Below are 14,064 nucleotides of genomic sequence, written 5' to 3'. Positions count from 1 at the left end.
CTTTGCCTGACACTCTACTGAATTTATGCCTTCTCTACATTAAAATACTTAGCTTGCGGATGGCTGAATACCATCGCTGATACGGAAGCTTCAGGTTCCATCATGAAACCTTCCGTCAATTCCACACCGATATCCTCAGGCTGCAGCAACTTGAACAACGGCCCTTGGTCTTCCAGATCCGGACAAGCCGGATATCCAAAGGATACCCTGATCCCCTGATAGCGTGCACCGTGACGTTGTTTCATGGTCATCTGGGCAGAATCAGGGAATCCCCAGATATCTCTCATCATATGATGCACACGCTCCGCTAATCCCTCTGCTACTTCGAGCGCTACGGATTGCAAAGCATGCGAGCGAAGATAATCCCCTTGATCTTTCCACGCAGTGGATAGTTCACGCACGCCGTGTCCCGCAGTAACAACCATGAAACCAACGTAATCCATTTGACCGGAATCAACAGGCTTCAGGAAGTCGGACAGGCATAGGAACGGCTCGACTTTTTGACGTGGGAACGTAAATGTATGCAAAATATTACTGGTGTCCTTTGGATCATAGATAATGACGCTGTTACCACTGGACTGAGCCGGGAAGAAACGATACATGGCATGCGCCTGAATAATCCCGTCACGAACAGCCTCTTGCATGATATCATCCACGACTGCTTTCAGGTCGGTAGCCTTCTTATCACCTGAAGCAAGCAGTTGTTCTACTGAACCGCGCAACCCCAGATGATGTCCAAGCAACATCTGCATGTTCACGTAGGGCAGGATATGTGACAAAGGATAGTTACGCATCGTATGCCGCTCCAGATCAGGCGGGACAAGAACCGGATTATCTACAGCAATATCCGAACGTTCTACCCGAGTAAGCTCTGGAAGCGCCTGAACAGCTACATCACCTGAAGCATCAGCTTCTTTCTCAGCTTCCATCTCCAGTTGCATCGCTTCACGTGAAACGGGATTCATCAATTTGTTCGCCAAATCCAGACCGTTCATCGCATCTTTAGCATATACAACCATTCCGTTATATTCAGGACGGATACGATTTTTGGTGAATTTACGTGTTAGCGCCGCTCCGCCAACCATAATAGGCACATCAATACCTGCTGTTCGCAAATCCTGAGCGGTAAGAATCATCTGTTGCGCTGATTTTACCAATAGACCCGAGAGGCCGATTGCATCGACTTTTTCTTCTCGGTATGCCTCAATGATACGTTCTGGTGGTACTTTTATACCCAAATTAATGATCCGGTAACCGTTATTGGACAGGATGATTTCAACCAGGTTCTTCCCGATGTCATGCACATCGCCCTTAACCGTGGCCAGAATAATCTTGCCTTTAACCGAAGTTTCGTTCTTCTCCATGAATTGCTCCAGATATGCTACAGAAGCCTTCATAACCTCCGCACTCTGCAACACCTCAGCTACAATCAACTCATTGTTGTTAAAGAGACGACCTACTTCCTCCATCCCCCGCATCAGTGGACCATTAATCACTTGAAGTGCTGTATATTTGGCAAGTGACTGTTCGAGATCTGGCAGCAATCCTTCTTTGCTTCCTTCCACAACATATGAAGCGAGACGCTCTTCTAATGAGAGGTTCGAGATTTTTTCCTTCTTCTCAACCTTTTTGTTACGGAACGCCGCTACAAACGCCGCCAATGTGTCATCATTCGTGTTATATAAAAGCTCTTCCGAGAGTCTGCGTTCTTCTTCCGGAATGGACGCATAACGCTCCAGTTTCTCTGTATTCACGATCGCATAGTCGAGACCTGCTTTGGTACATTCATACAAAAATACAGAGTTAAGCACTTCACGACCTGCTTCAGGCAGCCCAAATGAAATGTTACTGATCCCGAGGATCGTATGACATTCTGGCATCGCTTCCTTAATCACTCTTATACCTTCAATAGTTTCTTTGGCTGAACCGATGTACTGTTCATCTCCCGTACCTACCGGGAACACCAACGTATCAAAAATCAGGTCTTCTGGTTTGAGTCCATATTTGTTCACTAGCAAATCGTAAGAGCGCTTGGCTACGTCAAGCTTGTCTTCCCGACTAATCGCCTGACCCCGTTCGTCAATCGTTCCGACAACAACCGCACCACCATATTTATGAAGTAACGGCGTAATCAGCTCAAATTTCTCTTCGCCATCCTCAAGGTTAATGGAGTTAATTATCGCTTTACCTTGCGAGTACTGGAGAGCCAGGTCAATTACTGAAGCATCTGTCGTATCAATCATGAGAGGAACCTTAACTTTTTTCACAACCAGTTCAAGGAACTTCACCATGTCTTCAGACTCTTCACGGTCCGGATCTTGTACACACACGTCAACAATGTGCGCTCCATTTTTCACTTGAGCACGTGCAATTTCCGAAGCTTCTTCATATTTGCCTTCTACAATGAGTCGTTTGAATCTCCGTGATCCCAGCACATTCGTACGCTCACCAACCATGTATGGACGATTGTCCTGTTCAATATAGATTGGTTCTATACCAGACAATGCCGGTGGATGTGTTCCGTTCATTTCTCTTGGGGGGTACTGGGCAAGTGTATCGCGCATCGCCCGAATATGTGCAGGGGTTGTCCCACAACATCCACCAGCAATATTCAACCAGCCCTGTTCGGCAAAAGCACCAATCTTCTGAGCAAGCGAGTCTGGTGACTCATGGTAATTACCATTCTCATCTGGAAGACCCGCGTTCGGGTAACAACTAACGGCAACCGATGCCATAGCGGAAAGTGAGCGAATGTGATCACGCATGAACTCCGGACCCGTAGCACAGTTTAGTCCTACCGAAATTGGGTTAAGGTGTTCTAAGGATATATAAAAGGATTCGATGTTCTGACCTGCAAGGGTCGTTCCCATCGGTTCTATCGTTCCTGATATCATCAGGGGCAGTGTAACGCCACTCTGTTCGAAGGCCTGTTGAATTCCAATGCTGCCTGCTTTTACATTGAGGGTATCCTGTGAGGTTTCGAGTAGTAGCGCATCAACGCCTCCCTCTATTAAAGCAAGCGCTTGCTCCAAATAACTGTCGATAAGTTCCTGGAACGTTACTCCCCCAGTTACAGACAGTGTTTTGGTTGTTGGTCCCATCGCTCCTACCACATAACGTGGAGATTCAGGTGTAGAGAAACGATCAACCGCAGCTTTCGCAATTCTGGCTGCTTCCAGATTGATCTCGCGTGCCCGATCCTGAATATCGTACTCAGCAAGCACAACGGATGTCGCACCAAATGTATTGGTTTCAATTAAATCGGCGCCCGCCTCCAGATATTCTTCATGAATGCGCTGGATCAGCTCTGGACGAGTGAGCACTAACATTTCATTACATCCATCCAAATCTTCGCCGCCAAAATCTTCGCCAGTCAGATCAACTTGTTGAATCATGGTCCCCATTGCTCCGTCGAGGATTAATATTCGTTGTTTTAATGCATCGTGTAGACTAATCTTATCCAATATCTTCACCCCCGCAAAACGTTAAATCTTAGTTTAACAGAAACTAACTTAATGTGAAAGATCGGGTTTGGTCCCGAAAGATGGCGGGTTTGCACGAATATGAACGGAATTTGAGAATCGACAAAAACAGAGCAATCCGATATAATTCAATTAAACCAAGTGGAAAAGAGGGAAAGAACATGGCTGAAATTGTTATCCGAAATACGAACGAACGCATCACTGGTGACGAAAATGTTCGAAATTTCTTGAACAAATACGAAGTATTATATGAGAAGTGGGACGCATCCAAACTGAACACTGATCTGCAAAATAACTTTGGATTAACTGATGAACAGAAAACCGAGGTTTTGGAAACTTACGATTATGAAATCAGAGATTTGGCTGCACGTCGCGGGTACCAGATCTGGGATGTCATCACGCTGTCCGAACAAACACCAGATATCGAAGAAAAGCTGGCCAAGTTCGAAGAGATCCACACCCACGCTGAAGATGAGATTCGTGCAATTGTCGCTGGTAAAGGAATTTTTGTTATCAAAGCTACAGATGATGTGGGCTACTTTAATGTAGAACTGTCTCCTGGAGACGTTATCTCTGTACCTGAGAATACACCGCACTTCTTCACTTTAATGGAGAACAAACAAATTATTGCTGTACGTCTGTTCATCGAAAAAGATGGCTGGATTGCAGATCCATACCCTGATCCTACTTTTATCAAACAAGCCTAACACTCTCGTGTTACAACTTGCTTAACCAAAACCCCTGTTCAATTGAACAGGGGTTTAAGCATATGCATATGGAGAGTAGTATACAACATCGGTGCATTATATAAAATAATGCGGGTATTTCGCCTTTATTGATTCCTGTTCAATAACAACTAGTCTAAGATGAGCTTCCATCACCTGAACAGCTTGCTCGGTCTGACGCTCTGTGATAAGACGATAAATCTCTTTGTGCTGGGAAATAATGACCTCCAGGTTGGAGTCCTCCGCTAGACGTAATAAACGCAACCGATTAAACGGAATATTCAGTTGTTGCAACATTTTCCATGTTCTCAGCTTACCCGTGCCCTGGAACAAAATCTGATGAAACTCTTCATCCAGTTCAAAAAGTCGATAGAAATTGTTTTTTCCTATACATACTTCCTGCATTGCAATGTTGGTTTCCAGTCGAAATCTGTACTCTTCAGGAAAAGAAACACAAGCCAAAGTCACAATTTCCTTCTCCATCTTCTCCCGCATAAACCTGCCTTCTTCCACATGCTCCAGATTAATATGAGAGACGATCGTCCCACTCTGGGGAATAATGTCCAGCAGTTCTTCTTCAGCAAGCTTCATGAATGCTTCTCTCACGGGTGTTCTGCTCACCTGCAGTTCATCTGCAATCTCTTTCTCTGAAATCTTGGTACCCGGCTTAAGTTCCAGATGAAGAATTCGTTCTTTTAACAGGTTATATGAATATGCCCGGGTCGAGCCTCTAATTTTTTGATTAAGTGACATGTGCCTAGACCTCTTTCTATCAGCCGTATTCATTCATCTTAGCACAAATTACCGTTCCACTTATATATCGGTGTGAAACGGTAATCTGGCCAACATCAACTATATTATTGCTTGTTTTCTTTGTAGGCTTTGTACGTATCATTTGCCAGCTTCAGATAATTAGATAATCCTTGACTCTCCAGCTCTTTGGCAAATGTATCGAATTCAGACAAGTCCCGCTCACCCAAGATAAATTTAAGTGTATTTTGATCCGAATAGTCTTTCAGTGGTGTACTCAGAAGTGTCACCCGTTCACGGTCCTCTGAAGAGTAAGGAATTGGTGGTTCTGCCGGGATCACTTCCTTGGTATCCTTCATGTCTTGTTGGAATTTCAACTCTTCTTCACTAAACATCGATTGCAGCAGATCTGTGGTACCCCCGTAGGCAAATACTCCACCAGAGAAACCAAAATCAATACGCAGATCCTTCGTGCCTTTAGGATTCAAGCCATTGTAGTTCACATCTTCTACCAATTTACGTTTTCCGCCCTCTTTGGTAAATGTTTCGCCTTCAACGCCCCATTTGGCAAACTCTTGACCCTCATCACTGTAGTATAACCAATCCACAAATTGCATAATGGCTTTGAAGTTTTCGCTTTTTTGAATTTTTCCGGATATCATGACACCGTTTTCAAGTCTGGAGCCAGACATTAATTGCCCTTTTGGCCCACCAGGAACTGTAATCTTCGCAACAGAGTATTTACCTTCTCCCAGCGTTTTGTTCATATCATTTCGGTGCAGCACCACCGTTTGGGAATTACCATTAATCATGAATGATTTGCCGGATACAAATTTCTGTACAGCCTGATCATCATCCTGTGTGAAACTTTCTTTGTCCAGCAATCCTTCGGATACCAACTTGTTAAAGTACGTTAGCATTTCCTTATACTCCGGCGTAGTAGCCGTGTACACAAATTCATCCTGATCTTCCTTATACGTCAAACCGTTACCAAAACCCCATCCAGCCTTGGTACCAAAGCCAGTAGCAGCGATGTTCAACGTACTATTGAATTGGAATCGGTCCGAAAACGGAATGGAATCCGGGTAAATCTCTTTCAGTTTCTTCGCTGCATCATACAATTCGTCCCATGTGGTCGGAATCGCGATGTTATTTTCTTCAAAAACATCCGTTCTTACGAGTAGTGTGTAATCTGGCCATACTTCTTCATGCAGACCCGGGAGTACATAGTACTTCCCATCTTCCTGTCGAAGTCCTTCAAGTTCATCTTCCAATCCCCATTTTTCCACTTTATCCTTGAAGTTTGGCATCAAATCAATATAATCGCTAATCGGTAAGATCGCACCGGAGGAGACAAATGCAGACTCTTCACCAGGGTATGTTTTCGGAATAACCAGTGGTGCATCACCCGAGCTAATCAACAGTGATCTCTTCTGAGGGTAATCACTCATGGGTACAATCGTTGGCTCAAGCGTAACACCCGTCAGTTCGGTAATTTTATCAAAAAGTAACCAGTCTTTTTTATATGGATAACTAGGTTGATCACTATATAGTATGGAGAGATTAAATGGCTCGGTTGCCTTGAATGTATCCCCTACATTGTACGTCTCCATCGCTGCCTTGGTTTGAACTTCTGTGACGTCACCTCCAGCTCCGGTACCGCTACTACATGCTGCCAGAACAACGGTCATCATTGATGCCAACAACATTTTACCAACAAACTTACGTGGCTTTTGATTCATTTAGGTTATCCCCCTGAATTTGGTTTAGGTTGACCTTGCCTTAAAACTTTTTAATCAATAAAAAGCGAAGCGCTCGCCTTTATCACCGGAGTGTTCCGTGTAAATCATCTTAAGTTCAATTTATATAGCTGCTGCGCATTACTGTTTAACAGACCCTAACATGATACCGGTTACAAAGTATCTTTGGACAAATGGATAGATGGTGAGTATCGGCAAGATGGTTAATACCATCGTTACTGACTTAATATTGGCAGCAATCTGTGTCAGGTTATCAGCTGAGGTTGCACCGGCAGACGCCCCGCTTGTCGCTCCTGCAATCATATTGCGCAAATAAATGGTGACCGGGAACAGTTCTTTTTTGTCCAAATACAGAAATGCTGGGAACCACGAATTCCAATGACCTACTGCGTAGAACAGCACCATGGTTGCCATAACGGCTTTACTAAGCGGTAATATAATGCGTAACAAGATCCCGTAGGTGTTCAAACCGTCAATGGAGGCAGCTTCCTCCAGTTCTTCAGGCATATTTTCAAAAAATGACTTCATGATCAGCATGTTGTATATGCTAATTGCGCCAGGAACAACAAGTGCCCACATGGTGTTGTTGAACCCAAGGGAATTAATCAAGACATAGTTTGGAATCAATCCACCACTGAAGAACATGGTGAATACGGCGAACATCGTCAGAAACTTGCGACCCATCAACCTCTTTTTGGACAGGGCATATGCGAAAATAGTCGTCATAAACATGGAGATTAACGTGCCTACTACAGTGTAGATAATCGTATTTTTATAATTGGTCCAGAACATGCTGTCACGTGAGATGGTCTTGTATGTCTCCACATTGAATCCTCTTGGGAACAAACTAACCTTACCCGAATTAATATAGGACTCACTACTGAAGGATTGAGCCACGACATTTAAGAATGGATAGAGCGTTATAAATACCACGAACAGCAGAAAGATGACATTGAATACTTTAAATACCTTGTAAGATCTGGATTCCTGCATGGTGCTCCTCCTTTACCATAAGCTTCTTTGTGTCAGTCTGCGTGAAATGGCATTTACGGAGAACACCAGAATCAGACCGATCAGCGATTCGAACAAGCCAATTGCGGTAGCATAACTGAAGTTACTGGATTCCAGTCCAACCCGATACAGGTAAGTGGAGATCACATCAGATGTCTCGTAGATAAGCGGATTGTACAAGAGTAAGATTTTTTCAAATCCAACAGCCAGGAAATTACCCATGTTCAAAATCAATAACGTCACAATCGTTGGCAAGATCCCTGGTAACGTTACATGAATCGTTTGCTTCCACCGATTGGCACCATCGATACGCGCAGCTTCATACAAAGAATCATCAATGGTTGTCAGTGCAGCCAGATACAGAATCGCTCCCCAACCCATACCCTGCCATACCTCAGAAGTGATATAGATTGTTCTGAACCACTCAGCCCGCTGCATAAAAGGAATATTGTCTCCGGTGAAGAAAGCCACCAGTCCATTAATGGAACCATTCACTGCTGTCAGCTGCAGGATCATACCCGCAACGATAACGATGGACAGAAAATGAGGCAGATAAGACGCGGTCTGTACAAACTTTTTGAATCGTTTACTCTTCACTTCGTTAAGCATCAAGGCAAAAATGATTGGAACCGGGAATGTAAAGAGCAATGCAAGTCCGCCCAACATCAGCGTATTACCGAATACTCTCCAGAAGGTAGGGTCCTCAATGAACATTTTGAAGTACCTTAATCCAACCCACGTTTCTCCAAATATACTTCCCCCGGGAACAAAACGTCTGAACGCAATCACATTACCAATCATCGGCCCATATTTAAAAATAAGGAGATAGATGATGGGAAGGATTAATAGTGAATACAGCTGCCAGTCTTTGCGGAACAAAGTTGCTGCCGTTCGTAATCTGCTCTCTTTACGTAAAGATGTCATGGTTAACGTTGTTTTAGCGGTTTCCGACTCCATGTGTTTTCACTCCGATCCAGGACTTGATAAGTAAGAGTAATTCATGTACAATTCCCATCGTTTCTCCTCTGGTAAAAGACAACAACTCCTTTAACTTCACCCCCACTACCAAATAGATAATTGCTAAATGTAAGCGATATCAATTTGGTGTATTATGTAGGATCACACAATCCAAGGTGCTTCACATCATTAATTAGCACTTACTAAGTGGTGTGATTTCCAAATCGGAAGAAGATACTCTAAAATATTAAGCGCTTACAATCAATCGAAAATAATAAGCAATAACTCCCTGCTTCCATTTAATGAAGTAAGTCAAAAAGAAATTGCTTTAGGACAATCTAAATACTAGTCATACTAGTATGTTAGTTATATTCTAATCCAGCTTCCCCCTAATTTCAATAACTTTTAGCAAAAAAAATGGAGATCTCATTTAACAAGGTAATTTAGTCAAACAAGCTCAAATAAAAAAACATTGGTAACTTCAAGAACGACATCATCGTTCATTGAAGATTCCAATGTTTCAGGGTGCTGAGGAAAGATGTTATAGCTGATCTGCTTAGAAATTAGCAATAAGCTGATTTAATTCCGATAAATGTGTTATTTCATGGTCTGGCGCATACGTTTCATTGTTGGTCTTATGCTCACGGTTAATCCATACGGATTGGATGCCAGATGATAAAGCACCACGAATATCAGTCGTTAACTTGTCTCCAACCATCATGCTCTCTTCGGGTTTAACACCCAGTTTGCTCAAAGCATGTTCAAATATCGACGGATCTGGTTTTCCTTTTCCGAAGTTACCCGAGATAATAATCTCATCAAAGAAAGGAGTCAATTCAGGTACACCATCCAACTTCTCTTGTTGCAAAGCAGGACAACCGTTGGTTAACAACAACAGTTTGTACTTGCCTTGTAACTGACGCAAGGTATCCATCGTTTCTTCGTATACATGAGGTCTGGATCTCCGTTCTACTCCAAACTGTGCGGCCAGTTGTTCAGCAAGATCTTCCCGATCTATACCCAACTTCAACAAGCCACGACGCCAGGATTCTTTACGGTAAACTGGAGCAAGCTGTTCCAACTGACGGAACTCAGGTTGATCCCCACCAGTAAAGTTAGCCCAAAGGCCTTCAAACGGATTGATTCCAATCATTCTGGTAAAAGGAAAGGTCTCATATGATTCATACAGTCCACGTGCCTCATTACGAACAGCTTCTTCAAGTTCTTCTGGTTTGACCCCAGTCTCTTGCGCTGCGATTAGACAAGTCTCATGAAAAGCTTCTCGAACACTACGCTCATCCCATAATAAAGTATCATCTAGGTCGAACAAAATCGCTTTTAACGCCATTCCGATCATCTACCCCTTTATGCAATAATTACTTTTCGACGGTTTCCACGGTGATCTGGTGTGCTTTTGCAAATTTCAGCAAACGTTCTGCAATCGCATCTGTATCGTAACGGTTCAATAACTTGGTAAACACCCATCTTTTCCCGCGACTGTTATGTTCGATAACAACTGTACCTGGTTCAATTCTGAATTTGACGATATCGTCAACCCCGATTGAACGTTCACGATTACCCTTCGTCGTTATAATCCGATTACTGCTAATCTTGATGTATGGACGGCGAAGCATGAAGATGACTGCCAAAAATACGTAAAGCAGCATGGTCACCCAGTCCCAAGTTGTCATTGGAGCTTGCACAAGGAATGTGCTCATAAACAGATACAAAAAGGCGAGACCGATCAAAAATATTGGAAACAACAAGCTGCGTCCCTTAAAGACTTCTTCACCTGGTGTACCTGTGATTGGTTGACCACTTTTTTTGCGTTGCTGATTTAACTGCTTGGAATTTTTCTTAACCGTTCTCTCGAACGAACGCGACATGAGAATCCCCCTTATGTGTCTTTGTATCGGCTTACATAACTGTAAACCAACATTTCCCCCTATAAATTGCACACTCAAAATAACAGGAAGAAACCTAAATATCATAATGATATCATTAGGTTTCGTTAGTGTTTGAGTTTGCCTTGGTGGCCTTTGTCATTCTCATCATCAACAATCTCAATGGTATCCAGTTGTTGTCTGAAATTACTGCGGATATTGCTCAAATAAATCTCTCTTAGCTCGGCACGTTCAGCAAGTTCTTCCTCCGACAATCCAGTGGACTTTTGCTTACGAGCCAATTCGTTAATGCGTGCTACCAGACTATCTATATCCAAGCTTGTCCCCTCCAAAAATACAAAGTCATATTAACTTTGCCATTATAAAGGCTGCTTGTCAAGCTGACACGCGCTAACACTCATTGATGTGCATTTTATTCTGCAAATTGCGGTAGAGCTAGTACTTGTCCCACTTGGATGGAAGTTGTATGAAGTTGATTCACTTTCTTAATTGCTTCTATATAAATACGTGTATCCATATTCGTAGGTTTATGTTCCAAAGAAATACTCCATAATGTTTCCCCTTGTGAAACAGCTATCTTTCCTCCAGGCAGAACATCATTCTCATTGCCGGCAAATACAGTTAAAACGGTGCTGCATCCAATAAATATAATCATAGAGGTAATGGCTACCTTTAACATCCATGAAGAAATCTTGAAACGCGCTAAAACCTTCTTGTAGTTCCCTATGTTAGACTTCACCAGTTCCGAATTCATTGGTTCATAAATGCTTTGATAAGTAGAATATCTCATTAAATACCCGCCTCCAAACGTTTGTTCCTATCTGTTGAAATCAATATAACACGAACACTTGTTTTGTTCAATAGATTTTTAGAACAATTGTTCGCTTCTTTTTTAGAAGGAGCAATATCTTATTTCAAGTACTTTTGCAAAACATTTGCAGTATTATGCTCTGACTTTTGGACAATTTCTGTTCTATAAGTTAAAAAACACTGATTTAATGCTATTTTATTTAGAACTTATGTTTGTACGAACGGAGGTTCTATGTTATAATTTTCCCAAACGTTACTAAAATGGGGTTGATACGGTATGTCGAAGATATCCAGCAGGCAACAGGCTATTCTGGAGTTTATACGAAATGAAGTCCGGTTGAAGGGGTATCCTCCTTCCGTACGGGAAATTGGTGAAGCGGTTGGACTGGCTTCCAGCTCAACAGTACATGGACATTTGGATCGTTTGGAGAAAAAAGGTTTGATCCGACGCGACCCTACCAAGCCAAGAGCCATTGAGCTTTTGAGCCAGGAAGAATCTGAGCATTCTCATCAATTTGCTCATAGCGTTGCACGTATTCCTGTCGTTGGTAAGGTTACAGCCGGGGTTCCAATCACTGCAACCGAGAATATTGAAGACTACTTCCCTCTTCCTACACATTATGTAGGCGAACAGAAAGTGTTTATGCTTTCAGTAGTGGGAGATAGTATGGTGGAAGCTGGAATCGTTAATGGAGATTATGTTATTGTCCGTCAACAGCAAACTGCTGATAACGGTGATATCGTCGTTGCAATGACTGAAGACGATGAAGCTACAGTGAAAACGTTCTATAAAGAGAAAGATCATATTCGCCTTCAACCGGAGAATGCGACCTTCGAACCTTTACGTTTGAAACATGTTAGTATTCTGGGTAAAGTCATTGGCCTTTTCCGAGATATTCATTAATATTTAACTTGAGTAACAAAACTAGATGTAATGAAATACGAAAGAGGTTGTCCTGATGAACAGGACAACCTCTTTTTTCATGTTTATGTTATTTTAGGGGCTAATTATTTACTGCGTTTCAGAACACTCTTGTGATGCGAGAACACATCAAAGCTCTGTTGTCCGTGATATGAGCCCATGCCGCTCTCTCCTACACCACCAAACGGAAGATAGTGTGAAGTCATATGAGAAAGTGTGTCATTAATACATCCCCCACCGAAAGATACTTGATTCAGAACCTGATTCTGCAGTTGCTCATCCTGTGTGAAGAGATATAGCGCCAATGGTTTTGGCCGGCGAACAATCTCATCCAGCATAGGATTCAGGTCACTGTACGTAAATACAGGAAGAATCGGACCGAAGATCTCTTCTTGCATGACAGCTGATTCCCAGTTCACATCTCCAAGTACAGTCGGCTCAATGAGCAACTGCTCACGTACAGAACGTCCACCAATCAGCGTTTTGCCATCTGTGAGGAATTTCGACAACCGATCAAAGTTACGCGCGTTAACAATATGCGGGAAATCAGCGTTCTTTAACACATCATCCCCAAATTTATCTTTGATCTCTGCGCCAATCATATCGATCAGTTCATCATGAACTTGTTCATGCACAAGCAAATAATCCGGAGCAACGCATGTTTGCCCTGCATTCAGGAATTTACCGCGAACAATACGTTGGGCCACCAGCTTCAGATCTGCATCACTATGTACAATAGCAGGGCTCTTACCACCCAACTCAAGAGTTACAGGAGTCAAGTGCTCCGCAGCTGCCTTCATAACAATGCGACCAACACCCGTGCTACCTGTGAAGAAAATATAATCAAACTTCTCTTTCAACAATGCTGTGCTAGCTTCGACTTCTCCTTCCATAACGACGATATACTCTTGAGGGAAGATCTCCTGAATCAGATCATATGTCAGACGAGATACCGCTGGTGTTAATTCAGAAGGCTTGATAACTGCACAGTTACCGGCTGCAATTGCTCCAATCAGTGGACCAAAGGCCAGTTGGAAAGGATAGTTCCAAGGTGCAATAATAAGAGCCACTCCGTATGGTTCAGGGTAAATGGTACTCACCCCATCCGGCATAGCCGAATTGGTTGGGACTTGTTTTGGCGCAGCCCATTCCTGCAGGTGTTCTAATGCAAAATCCAGTTCACCCAAAACAATGCGAATCTCGGAACCGTAAGCTTCCGCCTCAGATTTGTTCAGATCCGCCCGAAGTGCGTCTTGAATCCGTTGCTGATACTTTTCAATTCCTTTTCTAAGCTGTTGAAGCGCATTAATCCGATAATCAATATTTTTAGTTTGACCTGTATAAAAAAATGTACGTTGTTCTGTCACCAGTTGTTTTGCCTGATCCATATTAACATCTCCAATTAATTATTTAAAATTAAATTGTTCAAAATTTAATTAAAGTGTACCTCTTATATATGAAACTTTCAACATACATATGAAACATCCATTTGTATGTATTGGACGATGGTTGGAATTTTGAAAGAATGAATGATAGTACTTGCTACTATGTTGTAGCTGTTAGAATTTCTAAGGAAGCTTGATTTAGATCTTTTGCTTCCGACAGCTTGATGCACTGTAGAAAAAATTCTAATTTCAGTTTCTTTTTCATAGGTTACTAGACAAATGATGAAAATGATTTTGCGTTATTACTAACATGAAGTGTTAAAGTTGATAGAGAGTTTAGTTACCATACAAAAAATTC

General features: G+C 42.5%; 12 protein-coding genes. 2 read left to right on the top strand and 10 right to left on the bottom strand.

Annotated elements, in window-relative coordinates:
• Positions 1–23: 23 nt before the first annotated feature.
• The gene (metH, locus tag ACDJ59_RS07940) at positions 24–3,464 is read right to left on the bottom strand and encodes a methionine synthase (RefSeq protein WP_413408258.1); all 3,441 of its coding nucleotides are present in this window, start codon (positions 3,462–3,464) and stop codon (positions 24–26) included.
• Between the two features lie 179 nt (positions 3,465–3,643).
• On the opposite strand from metH, the gene ACDJ59_RS07935 reads away from it, so the two are divergent.
• Entirely contained in the window at positions 3,644–4,189 is a 546-nt protein-coding gene (locus ACDJ59_RS07935; RefSeq protein WP_047843398.1) for a cupin domain-containing protein, read from the top strand.
• Between the two features lie 96 nt (positions 4,190–4,285).
• On the opposite strand, the gene ACDJ59_RS07930 is transcribed toward ACDJ59_RS07935, so the two are convergent.
• From ACDJ59_RS07930 to ACDJ59_RS07895, 8 genes are all read right to left on the bottom strand, one after another.
• The gene (locus tag ACDJ59_RS07930) at positions 4,286–4,960 is read right to left on the bottom strand and encodes a GntR family transcriptional regulator (RefSeq protein ID WP_036673866.1); all 675 of its coding nucleotides are present in this window, start codon (positions 4,958–4,960) and stop codon (positions 4,286–4,288) included.
• 104 nt (positions 4,961–5,064) lie between these two features.
• The gene (locus ACDJ59_RS07925) at positions 5,065–6,699 is read right to left on the bottom strand and encodes an extracellular solute-binding protein (protein ID WP_413408256.1); all 1,635 of its coding nucleotides are present in this window, start codon (positions 6,697–6,699) and stop codon (positions 5,065–5,067) included.
• Between the two features lie 138 nt (positions 6,700–6,837).
• Positions 6,838–7,710, bottom strand: coding sequence for a carbohydrate ABC transporter permease (locus ACDJ59_RS07920; protein WP_036613592.1), 873 nt, complete (start codon positions 7,708–7,710; stop codon positions 6,838–6,840).
• A 12-nt stretch (positions 7,711–7,722) separates the two neighbouring features.
• Positions 7,723–8,652: an ABC transporter permease gene (locus tag ACDJ59_RS07915; protein ID WP_339177159.1), complete on the bottom strand. Its 930-nt coding sequence runs from the start codon at positions 8,650–8,652 to the stop codon at positions 7,723–7,725.
• Between the two features lie 589 nt (positions 8,653–9,241).
• Positions 9,242–10,033, bottom strand: a complete 792-nt coding sequence (locus ACDJ59_RS07910) for an HAD family hydrolase (protein WP_413408254.1) — start codon at positions 10,031–10,033, stop codon at positions 9,242–9,244.
• Positions 10,034–10,061: 28 nt separating this feature from the next.
• Positions 10,062–10,571, bottom strand: a complete 510-nt coding sequence (locus tag ACDJ59_RS07905) for a hypothetical protein (protein ID WP_017688037.1) — start codon at positions 10,569–10,571, stop codon at positions 10,062–10,064.
• 125 nt (positions 10,572–10,696) lie between these two features.
• Positions 10,697–10,906: a DUF896 domain-containing protein gene (locus tag ACDJ59_RS07900; RefSeq protein ID WP_017688036.1), complete on the bottom strand. Its 210-nt coding sequence runs from the start codon at positions 10,904–10,906 to the stop codon at positions 10,697–10,699.
• 95 nt (positions 10,907–11,001) lie between these two features.
• A complete protein-coding gene (locus ACDJ59_RS07895; protein ID WP_076210088.1) occupies positions 11,002–11,379 on the bottom strand; it encodes a LysM peptidoglycan-binding domain-containing protein in 378 nt (125 codons plus the stop codon).
• 297 nt (positions 11,380–11,676) lie between these two features.
• Here ACDJ59_RS07895 and lexA point away from each other — a divergent pair, with 297 nt between their 5' ends.
• A complete protein-coding gene (lexA, locus tag ACDJ59_RS07890) occupies positions 11,677–12,303 on the top strand; it encodes a transcriptional repressor LexA (RefSeq protein ID WP_017688034.1) in 627 nt (208 codons plus the stop codon).
• Between the two features lie 104 nt (positions 12,304–12,407).
• On the opposite strand, the gene ACDJ59_RS07885 is transcribed toward lexA, so the two are convergent.
• Positions 12,408–13,709, bottom strand: coding sequence for an aldehyde dehydrogenase (locus tag ACDJ59_RS07885; RefSeq protein ID WP_413408252.1), 1,302 nt, complete (start codon positions 13,707–13,709; stop codon positions 12,408–12,410).
• Positions 13,710–14,064: the final 355 nt, after the last annotated feature.

Origin of the sequence: Paenibacillus amylolyticus (assembly GCF_047302515.1) — a bacterium.
In the GTDB taxonomy this organism is placed as follows: domain Bacteria; phylum Bacillota; class Bacilli; order Paenibacillales; family Paenibacillaceae; genus Paenibacillus; species Paenibacillus amylolyticus_G.
This window is presented reverse-complemented; position numbering and strand designations above follow the sequence as displayed.